The 15,397-nt window shown below is 64.6% G+C and carries 17 protein-coding genes; 6 read left to right on the top strand and 11 right to left on the bottom strand.

The window, feature by feature from the left end; all coding sequences use genetic code 11:
• The first annotated feature begins 14 nt into the window (after positions 1-14).
• The 3 genes from LQ953_RS07645 (at position 15) to LQ953_RS07655 (ending at position 3,129) form a co-directional block, all read left to right on the top strand.
• A complete protein-coding gene (locus tag LQ953_RS07645; RefSeq protein WP_231030124.1) occupies positions 15-458 on the top strand; it encodes a GFA family protein in 444 nt (147 codons plus the stop codon).
• Complete coding sequence (locus tag LQ953_RS07650) at positions 439-1,200, top strand: alpha/beta fold hydrolase (protein WP_231030125.1); 762 nt, start codon at positions 439-441, stop codon at positions 1,198-1,200. The genes LQ953_RS07645 and LQ953_RS07650 overlap by 20 nt, the downstream gene beginning before the upstream one ends.
• A gap of 111 nt (positions 1,201-1,311) precedes the next feature.
• Entirely contained in the window at positions 1,312-3,129 is a 1,818-nt protein-coding gene (locus LQ953_RS07655) for a M2 family metallopeptidase (RefSeq protein WP_231030126.1), read from the top strand.
• Positions 3,130-3,266: 137 nt separating this feature from the next.
• On the opposite strand, the gene LQ953_RS07660 is transcribed toward LQ953_RS07655, so the two are convergent.
• The 5 genes from LQ953_RS07660 to LQ953_RS07680 all read right to left on the bottom strand — a co-directional run bounded on the left by LQ953_RS07660 (position 3,267) and on the right by LQ953_RS07680 (position 7,616).
• Complete coding sequence (locus tag LQ953_RS07660) at positions 3,267-5,510, bottom strand: S9 family peptidase (protein WP_443026556.1); 2,244 nt, start codon at positions 5,508-5,510, stop codon at positions 3,267-3,269.
• A 343-nt stretch (positions 5,511-5,853) separates the two neighbouring features.
• Positions 5,854-6,243, bottom strand: coding sequence for a 50S ribosomal protein L19 (rplS, locus tag LQ953_RS07665; protein WP_231030127.1), 390 nt, complete (start codon positions 6,241-6,243; stop codon positions 5,854-5,856).
• Complete coding sequence (gene trmD / locus LQ953_RS07670; protein ID WP_231030128.1) at positions 6,240-6,974, bottom strand: tRNA (guanosine(37)-N1)-methyltransferase TrmD; 735 nt, start codon at positions 6,972-6,974, stop codon at positions 6,240-6,242. Before trmD ends, rplS begins: the two co-directional genes overlap by 4 nt.
• Positions 6,971-7,351 carry a type II toxin-antitoxin system VapC family toxin gene (locus tag LQ953_RS07675; protein WP_231030129.1) on the bottom strand — a complete coding sequence of 127 codons (381 nt, stop codon included), beginning with the start codon at positions 7,349-7,351 and terminating at the stop codon, positions 6,971-6,973. Before LQ953_RS07675 ends, trmD begins: the two co-directional genes overlap by 4 nt.
• Entirely contained in the window at positions 7,344-7,616 is a 273-nt protein-coding gene (locus LQ953_RS07680; RefSeq protein WP_231030130.1) for an AbrB/MazE/SpoVT family DNA-binding domain-containing protein, read from the bottom strand. The genes LQ953_RS07675 and LQ953_RS07680 overlap by 8 nt, the downstream gene beginning before the upstream one ends.
• An 86-nt stretch (positions 7,617-7,702) precedes the next feature.
• On the opposite strand from LQ953_RS07680, the gene LQ953_RS07685 reads away from it, so the two are divergent.
• Positions 7,703-8,605, top strand: coding sequence for an NAD(P)/FAD-dependent oxidoreductase (locus LQ953_RS07685; protein ID WP_231030131.1), 903 nt, complete (start codon positions 7,703-7,705; stop codon positions 8,603-8,605).
• Positions 8,606-8,613: 8 nt separating this feature from the next.
• Here the strand turns inward: LQ953_RS07685 and rimM are convergent, their stop codons facing one another.
• From rimM to uraH, 6 genes are all read right to left on the bottom strand, one after another.
• Complete coding sequence (gene rimM / locus LQ953_RS07690; protein ID WP_231030132.1) at positions 8,614-9,093, bottom strand: ribosome maturation factor RimM; 480 nt, start codon at positions 9,091-9,093, stop codon at positions 8,614-8,616.
• Between the two features lie 30 nt (positions 9,094-9,123).
• The gene (locus LQ953_RS07695; protein WP_231030133.1) at positions 9,124-9,282 is read right to left on the bottom strand and encodes a hypothetical protein; all 159 of its coding nucleotides are present in this window, start codon (positions 9,280-9,282) and stop codon (positions 9,124-9,126) included.
• Positions 9,283-9,336: 54 nt separating this feature from the next.
• Positions 9,337-9,735, bottom strand: coding sequence for a 30S ribosomal protein S16 (rpsP, locus tag LQ953_RS07700; protein ID WP_231030134.1), 399 nt, complete (start codon positions 9,733-9,735; stop codon positions 9,337-9,339).
• A gap of 37 nt (positions 9,736-9,772) precedes the next feature.
• The gene (gene ffh / locus LQ953_RS07705) at positions 9,773-11,260 is read right to left on the bottom strand and encodes a signal recognition particle protein (RefSeq protein ID WP_231030135.1); all 1,488 of its coding nucleotides are present in this window, start codon (positions 11,258-11,260) and stop codon (positions 9,773-9,775) included.
• Between the two features lie 268 nt (positions 11,261-11,528).
• Complete coding sequence (locus LQ953_RS07710; protein WP_231030136.1) at positions 11,529-12,017, bottom strand: GlcG/HbpS family heme-binding protein; 489 nt, start codon at positions 12,015-12,017, stop codon at positions 11,529-11,531.
• A 49-nt stretch (positions 12,018-12,066) separates the two neighbouring features.
• Positions 12,067-12,459 (bottom strand): hydroxyisourate hydrolase, encoded by a 393-nt coding sequence (gene uraH / locus LQ953_RS07715; RefSeq protein WP_231030137.1) that lies wholly within the window; start codon positions 12,457-12,459, stop codon positions 12,067-12,069.
• 235 nt (positions 12,460-12,694) lie between these two features.
• Here uraH and LQ953_RS07720 point away from each other — a divergent pair, with 235 nt between their 5' ends.
• Together LQ953_RS07720 and LQ953_RS07725 are read left to right on the top strand one after the other, a co-directional pair.
• The gene (locus LQ953_RS07720; RefSeq protein WP_231030138.1) at positions 12,695-13,528 is read left to right on the top strand and encodes a LysR family transcriptional regulator; all 834 of its coding nucleotides are present in this window, start codon (positions 12,695-12,697) and stop codon (positions 13,526-13,528) included.
• Positions 13,529-13,664: 136 nt separating this feature from the next.
• A complete protein-coding gene (locus LQ953_RS07725) occupies positions 13,665-15,284 on the top strand; it encodes a putative bifunctional diguanylate cyclase/phosphodiesterase (RefSeq protein ID WP_231030139.1) in 1,620 nt (539 codons plus the stop codon).
• Positions 15,285-15,397 lie beyond the last annotated feature (113 nt).

Here is a 15,397-nt window from a genome sequence, read left to right on the forward strand (position 1 = left end):
GCGGGAGCAGGTCGATGCGCGAAGAGGTAACCGGGGGATGCCAATGCGGACACATCCGGTACCGCGCGACGATCACCGACGACGACGCCTATCTCTGCCACTGCCGCATGTGCCAGCGCGCCACGGGCGGCGTGTCGATCGCCTTCAAGAACCTGCCTAAGGCGGACGTGGTTTGGGATACGAAGCCCGAGCGTTACACATCTTCTCCCATCGCCGAGCGTGGCTTCTGTGCCCGCTGCGGGACGCCGCTCACCTATGAAGCGCACGATCATGACCAGATGGATCTGACAGTCGGGAGCTTCGACCACCCCGAACGGTTCAAGCCTGTCGAGCATTCTGGCTGCGAGAGCTGGCACCGCGACTGGCTTGACACCAGCCACCTGCCCGCCTCACGGACCGACCAGAATGCGAGCATGGTCAAACGCTGGATGGAAAAACTTGGCAGACTTCCCGACTGAAACGCACCGCTTCACCAGCTTCGACGGTACCGAACTGGCGTGGCATGAAATAGGTACGGGGCGCCCGCTGGTACTGATCCACGGCTATTTCTCGACGGCGTACATCAACTGGATCAAATATGGCCACGCCGCGCTGCTGGCGCAGGCAGGATTCCGCCTGATCCTCCCGGATCTGCGCGCGCACGGCGAAAGCGCCAAGCCCCACGATCCGGCCGCCTATCCGCCCGACGTGCTGATGCGCGACGGGATGGCGCTGATCGAGCATCTGGGGCTCACCGACTATGACCTGGGCGGCTATTCGCTCGGCGCCCGCACGGTGGTGCGCATGCTTGCCAACGGCGCCAGCCCCAGACGCGCGGCGCTGTGCGGGATGGGCCTGAGCGGCCTGCTCGCCACCGAAGGCCGCGGCGAATATTTCCGCCGCGTCCTCACAAATCTCGGCAGCTTCGAGCGCGGCAGCACCGAATGGATGACCGAGGCGTTCCTCAAGACCACCAAGGGCGATCCAGAGGCACTGCTGCTGATCCTCCAGACCTTTGTCGACACGCCGCAGCAAGAGATCGCAGCGATCCCCCAGCCGATCATCGTAGTCGCTGGTGCGGAGGATTTCGACAACGGCTCGGCACAGGAAGTGGCCGACCTGCTCCCTGACGGCCGCTTTGTGGAAATCCCCGGCAATCACATGAGCGCAGTATCGCGGCCCGAACTGGCGACCGCGATCCTGGAGTTCCTGCAGAGCTAGGCCTTTGCGGACCTCGGTGGAGGTGAATTCACCACCGCGATCAACATCTTGACCCAAGCGGCACGGCGCGCGAGTGTCCGGCGCATCCCTCCTGTCCTTGAAGGCACCTCCATGATCCGTACCGGCATTTCGATGCTCGCTCTGGCCGCGTTTCTGTCCACACCCGCAGTCTCTCAGACGGCGCAACAGGCACCTACCGCGGCCGAGGCACAGGCATTCCTCGACCGCGTCCAAAAGGAAGTGACCGAGTTCAACCTGACGGCGCAGCGTGTCGCCTGGATCAACGCCACCTATGTCAACGAAGACACCGACGCGCTTGCCGCCGACTATGGTGCGCGCGGGACCGAAATGGCGGTGCGCTATGCCGGCGAAGCGGCCCGCTTCCAGAAGGCGCGCGGCCTCACCGCCGAGCAGCAGCGCCAGCTGACCATGCTGCGCAGCGCGATCACCCTCCCCGCGCCCACCACGCCCGGCGCCGCACAGACGCTGTCGGACATCTCGACCAAGCTCGGCTCGATGTATGCGCGCGGCAAGGGCACGCTGAACGGCAAGCCGATCAACGGCAGCGATATCGAAGCGGCGATGGGCGAAAGCCGCAATCCCGCCGAGCTCAAGGAAATGTGGGTCAGCTGGAACGATCAGGTCGGCGCGCCGATGCGCGGCGACTATGCCAAGATGACCAGCATCGCCAACCAGGGCGCACGCGACCTGGGCTTCCCAGACACCGGCACCATGTGGCGCTCGGCCTATGACATGCCGCCCGAGGAGTTCGCCAAGCTCACCGACAAGCTGTGGAGCGAGGTGAAGCCGCTCTACGTCTCCCTCCACACCTATGTCCGCCGCAAGCTGAACGAGAAATATGGCGACGCGGTCCAGGCCAAGACCGGCCCGATCCGCGCCGACCTGCTCGGCAACATGTGGGCCCAGGAATGGGGCAACATCTATGACGTGGTGGCCCCCAAGGGCGCGGGCGATCTGGGCTATGACACCGGCGAGCTGCTCAAGGCCAAGAACTATGACTGGCGCAAGATGGTGCAGACCGGTGAGGGCTTCTACTCCTCGCTCGGCTTCGCCCCCCTGCCCGAGACCTTCTGGCAACGTTCGCTCTTCCTGAAGCCCGCCGACCGCGAAGTGCTGTGCCACGCCTCGGCCTGGGACCTGGACGAGAAGGACGACATCCGCATCAAGATGTGCATCAAGGTGAATGGCGACGACTTCGTCACGATCCACCATGAGCTCGGCCACAACTATTACCAGCGCGCCTACAAGAACCAGCCCATGCTGTACCGCAACGGCGCGAATGACGGCTTCCACGAGGCGATCGGCGATTTCGTCGCACTGTCGATCACGCCCGAATACCTCACCCAGATCGGCCTGCTCGACAAGGCGCAGGTGCCCAGCGCAGACAAGGACACCGGCCTGCTGCTGCGCCAGGCGATGGACAAGGTCGCGTTCCTGCCCTTTGGCCTGATGGTCGACAAATATCGCTGGAACATCTTCTCAGGGCAGATCGCGCCCGAGGCGTATCAAGCCGGCTGGGACAAGCTGCGTCTCCAGTACCAGGGCATCGTCCCCCCGGTCGCGCGCGATGAGACCAAGTTCGATGCCGGCGGCAAATACCATGTGGCGGGCAGCGTCCCCTACACCCGCTACTTCCTCGCCCGCCTGCTCCAGTTCCAGTTCTTCAAGGCCGCCTGCGACCAGTCCGGCTGGAAGGGCCCGCTCCATCGCTGCTCCTTCTACGGCAACAAGGAAGTCGGCGCGCGGCTGAACAAGATGCTGGAAATGGGCGCGTCCAAGCCGTGGCCCGACGCGCTTCAGGCCTTCACCGGCACCCGCGAGATCTCGGGCAAGGCGATGATGGAATATTTCGCCCCGCTCAAGACCTGGCTCGACCAGCAGAACAAGGGCCAGCCGCAAGGCTGGTAAGCCCGCTGCTACAAACCAACTGTTCCCCGGCGAAGGCCGGGGCGCAGTTGCAACACACTGTCGAAGGCGCGGGAACGGAGCCGCACCCGCCCGCAACTGTTCCCCGGCCTTCGCCGGGGAACCCTATCGCCAAGCCCTTACTTCGCGTCCGTGGTATACCGATCCAGGAAGTTCAGGATCGTCTCCCACAGATGCACGCTCACGCCCGGCCCACCGACACGGTGCGTCTGCCCGGGGTAGAACATCATCTCAAACGGCTTGCCCTGCGCCTGCATCCGCGCCGCGAACACGGTCGCGTTTTCAAACACGACATTGTCGTCGGCCATGCCATGGATCAGCAGCAGCGGGTCGCGAATGTTCCCCGCCTCCGCCAGTGCGTCGGATGACGCATAGCTTTGCGGGTCCGTCTTCGGGTCGCCCAGATAGCGCTCGGTATAATGCGTGTCGTACAGCTCCCACCGTGTCACCGGCGCACCGGAAACCGCCGCCGCGAACACGCCGGGCGCCTTTTCCAGCATCTTGATCGACATATAGCCGCCATAGGACCAGCCATAGGTCACGATCTTCTTGGGATCGACGAAGGGCAGCGTCTTCAGATAGTTCGCCCCGGCGACCTGATCCTCGACCTCCACCGTGCCCATCGCATGGTAGATATGGTCTTCGAATTCCTTGCCGCGGTTGAACGACCCGCGATTGTCGATGCGGAAATACACATATCCGCGGTCGACCAGATATTGCGGCAGCGCGCCGGTCCAGCGGTGCATCACCTGCTGCCCCGTGCCCGGACCGCCATAATGCTCGAAGAACACCGGGTAGCGCTTGCCCGGCTCCAGCTCGGGCGTGATCATCTCCCAATACAGCGTCGTGCCGTCCTTGGCCTTGAACGACCCGTACTGCGTCTTCCGGTGGCTCACCGCATAGGGATAGTAAGGATGCCCCGGCTTCAGCGCATTCTCCTCGACCCACGCGATCCGCTTGCCCGCCGCATCGGCCAGATACACCTGGCTCGGCTGGCTCGGGCTCGACCGCGTCACGATCGCCCGCGTCGCCGCGCCGTCCATCGTCGCGCCATTGTTCCACCCGGCCTCGGTCAGCCGCGTGACCTTGTCCGGATGCGCCAGGTCAAGCGCATAGAGCTGCTGCTCGAGCAGATCGTCCTTGTTGGCGGTGAAGAACAGGCGCCCGCGGGCCTCGTCCACACCTACCAGATCGGTCACGACCCACGGTCCCTTGGTCAGCTGCTTCCACTTGCCGCCGGCATAGCGGTACAGATGGCGGAAGCCGCTGCGCTCCGACGACCAGATCAGGCTGCCATCGGGCATGAAGTGATAGGCGTCCGACAGGTTCAGCCAGCTCTTGCCGCCCGCCTCGGGCCGGATCGTCTCACTGAACAGCACCGATGCCTTGCCGGTCGCCGGATCGACCTTGAGCATGTCGAGCCGCTTCTGGTCGCGGCTCTGGCGCTGCACGTACAGAGTCTTGCCATTCGGCGCCCAATCGACCCGCGCCAGATAGATGTCCGGGTTCGCGCCCAGGTCGACCTTGACCTGCCGGCCGCTCGCCGGATCGATCACATACAGCTCGACCAGCACGTTTGGCGTGCCCGCAGCGGGATAGCGCTGCTCATAGATGCTGGTGCCCTCGGCGCCGATCGCGGCGCGGCGCACCACGCCCACGGGCGCTTCGTCGAACCGCTCAACCGCCACCAGGGAGTCGTCGGGCGACCACCAGTATCCGGTGCGCCGGTCCATTTCCTCCTGCGCGATGAACTCGGCCTCGCCCCAGTGCACCGTGTCCGCGCCGGTGGTGGTCAGCTGCTTCGCGGCACCGCCGTTCAGCGGCTGCACGAACAAATTCTGGTCGCGCACGAAGCTGACGAAGCCGCCCGCGGGGCTCACCGTCGGGTTCAGTTCGCCCTGGGTAGTCTCGGTCAGCCGGCGCGTCTGCCCGTCCAGCGTCGCCAGGTACAAGTCGCCGTCCAGCGGCACCAGGATCGACTTGCCGTCGGGCGCCCAGCCATAGGCGACCACGCCCTTGCTGCCACCAATCCGCAGCCGCTCGCGCTGCATCTTCTCGGCTTCGGACAGCTCCGCGCCCGATCCGATCTTCTTGGAATCGACCAGCATCCGCCATTCGCCGGACGTGGTGTCCATCGCCCACAGATCGAACCGCTCCTTTTCATCGGCACGGTTGCGCAGCAGCGTCAGATACTTGCCGTCGGGCGACAGGCGCGGTGCGCGCGGGGTCTGCCCGTTCAGGTCGGGACTACCGAAGATGCGCTCCAGCGTCAGCGACTGGCTGGCCGCCTGCGCCGCAGCCTCAACAGTCATCCCGGCGCTTCCCAACGACACCAACGCCAATCCCAGCAACCATTTGCGCATCCCACGACTCTCCGGAGCATCACCCGCGAACGCGGGGAGTGCGGGTTATCGCGGAGCCAAGCCGCCGGGTAAAGACCGCCAGGAATTCACGTCCACTCCAAGATCCTCCCCTGAAAGGGGAGGTGGCAGCGCGCAGGGCTGACGGAGGGGTATACCCGCCTCCGAACGTCCTGCATCCCCGACACGGCGATACCCCTCCGTCGCGCTTCGCGCGCCACCCCTTTCAGGGGAAGATCTGAGGGCAACCCAACGCATGCTCGGGGGTCGCACGCCTGTCATAATCAACGAAAAAGGGCGCGGTAGCCAAGCCACCGCGCCCCTTCCTGTTTCGATAAGCCGAAGCTTACTCGGCTGCGGCGACCTCGGTCGGACGCGGATCGCGGCGCTCGGCGATACGCGCCGACTTGCCGGTGCGGCCACGCAGATAATACAGCTTGGCGCGACGCACGACACCGCGGCGCACGACTTCGATCGAATCGGTGTTCGGCGAATAGAGCGGGAACACGCGCTCCACGCCTTCACCGAACGAAATCTTGCGGACGGTGAAGCTCGAACCCATGCCGCGGTTGGCACGAGCGATGCACACGCCTTCGAAGTTCTGCACGCGGGTGCGCTCGCCTTCGACGACCTTCACGCCGACCTTGACGGTGTCGCCCGGGCGGAACTCCGGAATCTTCTTCGCTTCGTTGAACTTGGCGATCTGCTCGGCTTCGAGCGTCTGGATGACGTTCATGTCTTTTTCCCGTTTCGTTGCCGCGCGCCAGAGGGAGACTGAACCCGAGCGCCCTCATGGCGCTCCCAAAGGTCCGGCCTCCTTAGCCGTGTATCGGTCTCGGCCTGGGCACGTCGCCAGGCTTCGATCCTCGCATGATCCCCCGATCGCAGCACTTCGGGGATCGTGCGCCCTTCCCATTCGACAGGTCGGGTATATTGCGGATATTCGAGCAGCCCCGTTTCGAAGCTCTCGTCCATGCCGCTTGAAGCCGCGCCCATTACGCCGGGAATCAGCCGAATGCAAGCATCCAGCAGCGTCAGCGCAGCCATCTCCCCGCCGGACAAGATATAGTCGCCGATCGACACCTGCTCGACGTCGCGCGCCTCCAACAGCCGCTCGTCAAACCCTTCGAATCGCCCGCACAGCACGGTCACGCCCGGCCCCGCCGCAAGTGCGCGCACCCGCTCCTGGCTCAGCGGGCGCCCGCGCGGCGTCATCGCCAGCACCGGCCGCCCCGGCGCCACGCTGTCCAGCGCCGCCCCCAGCACATCGGCCCGCAGCACCATGCCCGCTCCGCCGCCCGCTGGCGTATCATCCACCGTGCGGTGCTTGTCGACGGCAAAGTCGCGGATCTGCACCGTCTCCAGGCTCCACAGCCCTTCGCGCAGCCCCCGACCGGCAAGCGAGAGTCCCAGCGGCCCGGGAAACATTTCCGGGTACAGCGTCAATATGGTGGCAGCGAAAGTCACTTGGTCCAATTCTCGATTTGGAGGCCCGGCACGTCGGCAAAGTCGGCTTCGTTGTTGGTCACCAGCGTCAGCCCCGCTGACAGCGCGTGCGCGGCGATCAACCGGTCAAAGCGCCCGCGCCTGAACGGCAGCGCTGCATAAGCCCGCGCCGCCGCTTGGTCGAAGGGCAGCACACCGACCGCTGCAAACAGCGCATCGGCTGCCGCCCGCGCACTCGCATCGGCATTGCGCAATCCAAGCTCGATCTCGGCAAAGGCGATGCTGGAAGTGACCACCGAACCTTCCAGTTCGTTCGCCAGCCTGCGCACCGCCGGCCCGCTATCGGCCAGGATGTAGATGCAGATGTTCGTGTCGAGCAGGTATCGCGGTTCAGCCACGCTTCAATCCGGCGCCTTCCCAGTCCAGCACGCGCTCCTCGAACTCCCGCTCTTCCGGCGTGAAGGGCTTGAACCCGGGGATCTTGCCGGCAAAGGCACTGACGTCGATCTTGCGTGGCGCAGCCTCTGCCGGCTCCACCACGAAGCGCCCAGCCTCCTCACGCACCCGCATCTCCGTGCCTTCCTTGATGCCCAGCGCCTTGGGCAGCCGCAGTGCGACCGAATTGCCCGACTTGAACACCTTGGCGCGATATTCCTCGCTCATCACCGCCTCCGTATATACATCATGTATATACATTATCCGCCCGCCGATCAAGGAACGAACCCGCTCCCCACGCGCTACGCCGCACCATGGACGACTGCATCATCATCGGCGCAGGACCCGCCGGGCTCACTGCCGCCATCTATCTCGCGCGCTATCATCTCAAGATCCGGATGTTCGATTCCGGATCGAGCCGCGCCGCGCTGATCCCGTGCACGCACAACCATGCCGGCTATCCGAATGGCATATCGGGCAAGGAGCTGCTCGGCCTCATGCTCGAACAGGCCGAGAAATACGGCGCCACCCGCGAACAGGCGGAAGTCACCAGCCTGCGCGTACTCGATCAAGGGTTTGCCGTCCGCGTCGGGGAGCGCGAATATGCCACCCGCTCGGTCCTGCTCGCCACCGGCGTGGTCAACCACCGCCCCGACATGCCCGACGACCTCCACGATGAAGCACTCCAGCGCGGCCTGCTGCGCTACTGTCCGGTTTGCGACGGCTATGAAGTCACCGACAAGCGCGTCGGCGTGATCGGCACCGGCGAGCACGGCATGCGCGAGGCGCTGTTCATCCGCGGCTTCACCGCCGACCTGACCATGATCGCCCCGGAAGCGCACGATCTCGACACCGACCTAGCCGACCAGCTCGACGAAGCCGGCATCCGCCGTGTCGACGGTCCCTGCGGCAATTGGCGAATCGAGGGCGACCAGATCGCCTTCGACACCGCCGAGGGCCGCCTTTCCTTCGACAGCGTCTATCCCGCCTTGGGCTCGCGCATCCGCTCGCATCTGGCCGTCCAGGCCGGCGCCCGCGCCGCGGAGGATGGCTGCCTGGAGGTCGACGACCACCAGCGCACCTCACTTCCCGGCCTGTTCGCCGCCGGCGACGTCGCCAAGGGTCTCGATCAGATCAGCCACGCCATGGGCGAAGCCGGCGTCGCCGCCACGACCATCCGCAACATGCTGAACGCGCAACGCCCCATCTGGCGCTGAGCAAGCGCTCACCGTTCGATAAAGTCCTCGGCTACCACCAGCCGCTCGCCGTTCCAGTCCGGAACCGCCTGCGCGTTCATCGGCACCATGAAGCGCTTGCCCTCGGGCGTCTCGATCTCGATCACATCGCCCGCGCCGAAATCGTCGACCGCGATCACCTGCCCCAAGGCAGCACCGCTTTCGTCCTCTGCCGGCAGGCCGATCAGGTCGACATGATAATATTCGCCCTCTTCCAAGGCAGGCAGCGCCGAGCGCGGCACCGTCAGTGCGGTACCCCGCAGCGCTTCGGCGGCATTGCGGTCGGGCACTTCGGCAAAGCGCGCGATCGCGCCGTTCGAGCCCTCACGCAGGCTCTTCAGCGTCAACGCGCCGCCATTGAAATTCTTGTAGGTCGCCAGGTCGTCGGCGAACACCTTCAACCGGACCTCGCCGGCGATGCCATGCGCGCCGATCACGGCGGCAAGCGTAACGGGACGGTCCGAACTCATAACGCACCGCCCCGTATAGCTAGCGCAGGGTCAACCCTGCGGCGATCCCGGCTGCTTGGGATCGGCTTCTTCGTCGCCCTCAGCCGGCGCGTCGGTCGACACGCCGCTGGGGTTGAGGGTCGTCCCACCCGGATTGTCGCGGTCTTCCTGGTCATCAGGTCCGGTTCCGTTGGGCATATTGCCGGCCATCATGCGCTCCTTTGGTGCTGTCCGTTACGGAACGCATGACGGCCGGCAAGTTCCTCACGCCTCGGCGGTTTCCTCGGCGGGAGCTTCAGCCGGTGCGTTGGCGGCTTCCTCAGCGGCACGCGCCTTCTCGGCACGCTCTTCTGCGCGCTCCTTGGCCTTTTCGCCCGGAACACCCTTGTTCGGGTTGTTGCGCGCGGTGCGCTCCTTGACGCCCGTGGTGTCCAGGAAGCGAGCGACGCGGTCGGTCGGCTGCGCGCCCATCTTGAGCCAGTGCGCAGCGCGCTCGGTGTCCAGCTTGATGCGCTCGCCCGAATCCTTGGCGAGCAGCGGGTTGTACGTGCCGATCTTCTCGATGAACTTGCCGTCGCGCGGGCTGCGGGCATCCGCAATCACGATCCGGTAATACGGACGCTTCTTGGAACCGCCGCGCGAGAGACGCATAGAGAGAGCCATAAAATCTACTTCCTTCTTCGAATGATAAGAGGTTGGATTACTTCTTCTTGTTCAACATGTTCTCGAAACCGGGCGGCAGCTTGGCGCCACCGGGAAGGCCGGGAAGCCCGCCGCCGATCTTGCCCATCATGTCGCCCATGTCCGCGCCGCCCAGTGCGTTGCCCAGACCAGCCATGCCGCCGCCCGGACCACCTTTGCCCAGCATGCCCAGCATGCCCTTCAGGCCGCCCATCTTCTTGAGCTTCTTCATCGCCGTTTGCATCTCGAGATGCATCTTGAGCAGCTTGTTGACGTCCTGAACCGTGGTGCCGCTGCCCTTGGCGATGCGGATCTTGCGCTTGGCATTGATCAGCTCGGGCTTGCCGCGCTCCTTGGGCGTCATCGACGTGATCATCGCGTCCATGCGCAACAGGATCTTTTCGTCCATGCCACCCTGCGCCATCGCCGCCTGGGCCTTCTTCATGCCCGGGATCATGCCGGCCAGCGCGCCCAGCCCGCCCATGTTGCGCATCTGCTGCAACTGGCTGCGCAGGTCGTTCATGTCGAACTGGCCCTTGGCGAGCCGGTTCGCCATGCGCTCGGCGTCTTCCTGCTGGATCGACTCCGCGGCGCGCTCGACCAGGCTGACGACGTCGCCCATGCCCAGAATGCGCCCGGCCACCCGCTTGGGATGGAACGGCTCGATCTGGTCCAGCTTCTCGCCCATGCCGGCGAACTTGATCGGCTTGCCCGTAACGGCGCGCATCGACAGCGCCGCGCCACCGCGCGCATCGCCGTCCATGCGGGTCAGCACCACGCCGGTCAGCGGCACCTGCTCGGAGAAGTTGGTGGCGACGTTCACCGCGTCCTGGCCGGTCAGGCTGTCGACGACCAACAGCGTTTCCTGCGGACGGGCGATGTCGGCGACCGCCTTCATCTCGTCCATCAGCGCCTGATCGACGTGCAGACGGCCCGCCGTGTCGAGCATGACCACGTCGAAGCCCTGAAGCTTCGCCGATTGCAGCGCGCGGCGACCGATATCGACCGGCTGCTGGCCCGCGACGATCGGCAGCGTCGTCACTTCGATCTGGGTGCCCAGCACCGCCAGCTGTTCCTGCGCGGCCGGGCGATTGACGTCCAGCGACGCCATCATCACCTTCTTGCCCTGCTTCTTGAGCAGGCGGGCGATCTTGGCGGTGGTGGTGGTCTTACCCGACCCCTGCAGACCCACCATCATGATGACGGCCGGCGGGGTGACGTCGATCTCCAGCTCGGCGGTATCCGAACCCAGCATGTCGACCAGACCGTCATGGACGATCTTCACGACCTGCTGGCCCGGCGTCACCGAACGCAGGACATTCTGGCCGATCGCCTGCTCGGTGATCTTCTCGACAAAGCTGCGCGCCACCGGCAACGCAACGTCGGCCTCCAACAGCGCGACGCGCACTTCGCGCATGGCGGTACGCACATCGGCCTCGGTAAGCGCACCACGCCCCCGAAGCCGGTCGAATACACCGCCAAGCCGATCGCTCAGACTGTCGAACATGGGCCCAACCACTCCAAAATCACTGCCGAACGTGCTAAACGCAAAACACGCCGGCGAACGAAACCTCGTTGGCCGGCGTCACCCCTCAGGGCGTCAGAGTCTCGCGTCCCACAGGAACGGTCCCGCGCCCCATAGCCGAACCGCGCCGTGCAGGCAACCCAGGGAGAGGAAGCCAGCAAGGCGCGGACGTCATCGTTCTACAAGTCGATGTGGGAGCTTATCCAAGATCATCGTGCGCGTTTCCTACAACCGTGACACGCCAACCCGGTCATCGACGCCCGTTCTCCGATGTAAGAGCCTGCGCAATCGCCTGCGTCGCGCAGCGCTCGTCATTCGCCGCTCCGCCCGAGCCGGCTACTCCTATGCCTCCGATAACTTCTCCATTGACCAGCAGCGGCATCCCCCCGCCGAGCAGCAGCAACTCTGGAATGGTCAGGAGGTTGTGCGAGGTGGGGTCGATTGCCGCACGTTCGGCCAACGCGGCAGTGCTTGTTTTCGTCGACAGGGCGGTGAACGCTTTGCGTTGGGCCGCAAGGGTGTTGTGCGGACCGATGTCGTCACCCCGTTGCAGAGCAACGAGGTTCCCGCCGCGATCGACGACCGCAACCACCGCTTCCTTGCCGATCGTGCGACAGGACGCGACCGCCGCGTCCGCCAAGCGGTTAGCCAGCGCCAGCGACACTGTCTTGCGCTCCAGCTGAACCACCGGGCCGGAAGTGGCGACGGCTGCCGAAAAAAGTAGGAGGTTGCTCAACACGGCGACAGGCCTTCCGAATGTACCGAGGGATTAAAGAGAAGGGTGTCGTTCAATTTCCCCGGTACGTCGAATAGCCATAGGGGCTGACGACCACCGGTACGTGGTAATGTCCCGCCCTGTCAGTCACCCGGAAAGTCAGCGTGATCTCCGGGAAGAACGGCGACGCTGCGGCATTAGGATAGGCCGACATGTCGAACTGAAGCCTGTAAAGGCCGATGTCGAAAGCGTTGGCATCGCCGAAGCTACGAACGCGGCCGTTGGCGTCGGTCGTGGCGGCGCCGACCTTTTGCCAGCCGCCGTCCGCGCTACGCTTGTAGAGGACGACAGGCACGGCTTTGCCGCCGACGCCTTGGGCCAGATCAAGCACGTGGGTCGAGATGTCCGCCGCCACGGCAGGCGTAGCGACGGTGCCGATCAGTAGCGCGAGAAGAATGGTTTTCATGAGCGGAAACCTTGCTGATGGTTCAAGAGAAAAAAGGGTACTGAGCCGCAAGTTCGATGTCGCCGACATTGGATTCGATCATCCTCAAACGAGGCGTGGGGAGCCGAGCGGGGGGCGGCGGAGCTGATCGTCAACTTGATGGTCTTCAGGATTGTGAGAACCAGAAGTGGCAATCCGCGCACCCATTTGCGAATGAAATATGGGAATACTTGTTATTCACGATTAGAATGACGGAATGCTCGACCTCAGGCTCCTTCGGACGTTTGTCGCTGTCGCCGATACTGCGAGCTTCACGCTCGCTGCCGAACGACTGCACTCCACGCAATCCACCGTTAGTCAGCATCTGGGGCGATTGGAGGCCGCGGTAGGCCAGTCGCTCATCGATCGATCCTCACGCCCGATCGCGGCAACCGCATCAGGCGAGCGACTGCTAGGCTACGCTCGCAGACTGCTGGCTTTGCAGGAGGAGGCGGAGCTATTGTTCGCTGATCCCTTGGGAACGACTTCGATCCGGATCGGCGTCCCCGACGACATCGTGACATCAGCCATGAGCCGTCGGTTCGCTGAGTTCGCCGCACGTCATCGCGAAATCCGCCTCGACGTGACAACGGGCCTTAGTCGGGACCTGAAGAAGCGGTTCCGGGCGGGGGAGTTCGACATCGCCATCGTGAAGGAAGCGGTGGCGGATGGGGATGCCAGGGCCAGCTTTCCCGAACCACTCGGCTGGTTCGAGGGCAATGGCAGCGGAGCTTGGCACGATCCGATCCCGCTGGTGACCTTTCCTCCGGGCGGGCTGTATCGCGATATCATGATCGACCGCATCGAGCGCGAAAGGCGCCGATGGTACATCGCCTTTGCCGGTAACAGTCTCGCCAGTGTTCTGTCGGCGGTTGAGGCGGGCCTTGGTGTGTCGGTGCTGCCGATCAGCACTGCCAAGGGTTATGCCGTTGGCGTCAGCAGCATATTCTCGGCAGAAGCAGCTCTGACTCTTTCGATCTACGCTTGGGAGTCCAGCGGATCGATCGGCGAGCTCTTAGAAGCGATCATTAGCGTCACGGCGCGTCGTTAGATCGCGTGGATGAACCAAGGACCGGTATCGGCTCCCGCGCCCTGGCGGTGAACGTCCACAGCGCCCCCGTTTAACCCGATCTACACTTCCCCATCGGAAAAGCCGTTGCTTATCTAATCCAGGGGACAGGCCGGCGATGTCGGTGAGCTATGACGAGGACACGCACAGCCGGTCCGCTGCGCCGCGCGGGCATTTGCTGACTGGCGCGGTCAGCGTTGCGGCCATCCTCCTGTTCGTCGGCACCGGCAGCTCGGTGCTGTCCCAGACGATCGATCACTTCACTCAGGGCGCCGAACCGGCCGACCAGCAGCTGGTGATCGCCTTGCTGCTCAACGTGGCGTTGATCCTGATCGGCTGGCGCCGTCACCGCGCGCTCAGCCAGGAAGTGCGCGTCCGGACCGCTGCGGAGGAACGCGCCCAGCTGCTCGCCAGCCGCGATCCGCTGACCGGCTTCCTCAACCGCCGCAGCCTGGCCGACGAAGGCGCGGCGATGTTCGCCCGCGCCGAGCGCCGCCGCCGCGCCATGGCGCTGATCATGCTCGATCTCGACCATTTCAAGACCATCAACGACATGCACGGGCATGCCGCGGGCGACGCGCTGCTCCGCACGGTGGCTGCGGAAATGGCGGCGCTCCTGCCCCCTTCCTCGCTCACTGCGCGGCTGGGCGGCGACGAATTCGCCTGCGCATTCCTGTTCGATCCGGCAGAACCCTCCATCGTTGAGCGCATCGCCGAAAAGCTGGTCAGCCGCATGGCGCAGCCCTTCGACGCCGAAGGCTTCCAGGTCCATGTCAGCTGCTCGGTGGGCGTCGCCCGCTCCGACTTCGACTGCGCCGGCATCGACACGCTGATGCGCTCGGCCGACATCGCCATGTACCAGGCCAAGAAGGCCGGGCGGAACCGCTATGCCTGGTTCGATCAGTCGATGGAGCGCGACCTCCAGCTGCGCAACGAGCTCGAATCCGGGCTGCGCCTGGCCATTCCGCGCCACGAGATCGTCCCCTATTTCGAGCAGCAGATCGACCTCACCACCGGGCGGCTCCATGGCTTCGAAGTGCTCGCCCGCTGGGAGCATCCCACCCGCGGCATGATCAGCCCCGAACAGTTCATCCCGATCGCCGAGGAAACCGGCATGATCGCCGACCTGTCGCTTTCGATCATGCGCCAGGCGTTCCAGGCGGCGCGCGATTGGGACCCGTCGCTCAGCGTTTCGATCAACATCTCGCCCTGGCAGCTGCGCGACGCCTGGCTGGCGCAAAAGATCATCAAGACGCTGACCGAAACCGGCTTCCCCGCCAATCGGCTCGAAGTGGAGATCACCGAAAGCTCCCTTTTCGACAATCTGCCGCTCGCCCAGTCGATCATCGGCAGCCTGAAGAACCAGGGTGTGCGCATCGCGCTCGATGATTTCGGCACGGGCTATTCCTCGCTCGCCCATCTGCGCGCGCTGCCCTTTGACCGCATCAAGATCGACAAGAGTTTCGTCATGTCGTTGAATGACAACGCGGATTCGGTGGCGATCGTCCATGCGATCGTGTCGCTGGGGGCAAGCCTCAACCTGCCGATCACGGCCGAGGGCGTGGAGGATGCCGCGATCGAGGAGCGGCTGCGCGCCATGGGCTGCGCCAAGGCACAGGGCTGGCACTATGGTCGCCCCCTGCCCCAAGCCGGCGTCCGCCGCCTGCTGGCCGAACGCCGCCTCCTCCAGCAGCCGTCGAACCTGCCTGCCGGCCAGCTGAGGCGCATCGCCAGCTAACCATCTGTCTTTTAAAAGGTTTCTGCTTTTTGGCCACTAATGGCTGCACGATTTCCGCGTCTACCAGATAGTTGCCGCCGTGGACTTCCTGCGCCCGCAACCCTAGATCGCGG

This window comes from Sphingomonas sp. IC-56 (assembly GCF_021043375.1).
Lineage (GTDB): Bacteria > Pseudomonadota > Alphaproteobacteria > Sphingomonadales > Sphingomonadaceae > Sphingomonas.

Excerpts from the sequence above, each read along its gene's own strand:
- LQ953_RS07645 (WP_231030124.1), top strand. The coding sequence starts at position 15 with ATGCGCGAAGAGGTAACCGGGGGATGCCAATGCGGACACATCCGGTAC.
- LQ953_RS07655 (WP_231030126.1), top strand. The coding sequence starts at position 1,312 with ATGATCCGTACCGGCATTTCGATGCTCGCTCTGGCCGCGTTTCTGTCC.
- LQ953_RS07660 (WP_443026556.1), bottom strand. The coding sequence starts at position 5,510 with ATGCGCAAATGGTTGCTGGGATTGGCGTTGGTGTCGTTGGGAAGCGCC.
- rplS (WP_231030127.1), bottom strand. The coding sequence starts at position 6,243 with ATGAACGTCATCCAGACGCTCGAAGCCGAGCAGATCGCCAAGTTCAAC.
- LQ953_RS07680 (WP_231030130.1), bottom strand. The coding sequence starts at position 7,616 with ATGAGCGAGGAATATCGCGCCAAGGTGTTCAAGTCGGGCAATTCGGTC.
- LQ953_RS07685 (WP_231030131.1), top strand. The coding sequence starts at position 7,703 with ATGGACGACTGCATCATCATCGGCGCAGGACCCGCCGGGCTCACTGCC.
- rimM (WP_231030132.1), bottom strand. The coding sequence starts at position 9,093 with ATGAGTTCGGACCGTCCCGTTACGCTTGCCGCCGTGATCGGCGCGCAT.
- LQ953_RS07695 (WP_231030133.1), bottom strand. The coding sequence starts at position 9,282 with ATGGCCGGCAATATGCCCAACGGAACCGGACCTGATGACCAGGAAGAC.
- rpsP (WP_231030134.1), bottom strand. The coding sequence starts at position 9,735 with ATGGCTCTCTCTATGCGTCTCTCGCGCGGCGGTTCCAAGAAGCGTCCG.
- ffh (WP_231030135.1), bottom strand. The coding sequence starts at position 11,260 with ATGTTCGACAGTCTGAGCGATCGGCTTGGCGGTGTATTCGACCGGCTT.
- uraH (WP_231030137.1), bottom strand. The coding sequence starts at position 12,459 with ATGAAAACCATTCTTCTCGCGCTACTGATCGGCACCGTCGCTACGCCT.
- LQ953_RS07720 (WP_231030138.1), top strand. The coding sequence starts at position 12,695 with ATGCTCGACCTCAGGCTCCTTCGGACGTTTGTCGCTGTCGCCGATACT.
- LQ953_RS07725 (WP_231030139.1), top strand. The coding sequence starts at position 13,665 with ATGTCGGTGAGCTATGACGAGGACACGCACAGCCGGTCCGCTGCGCCG.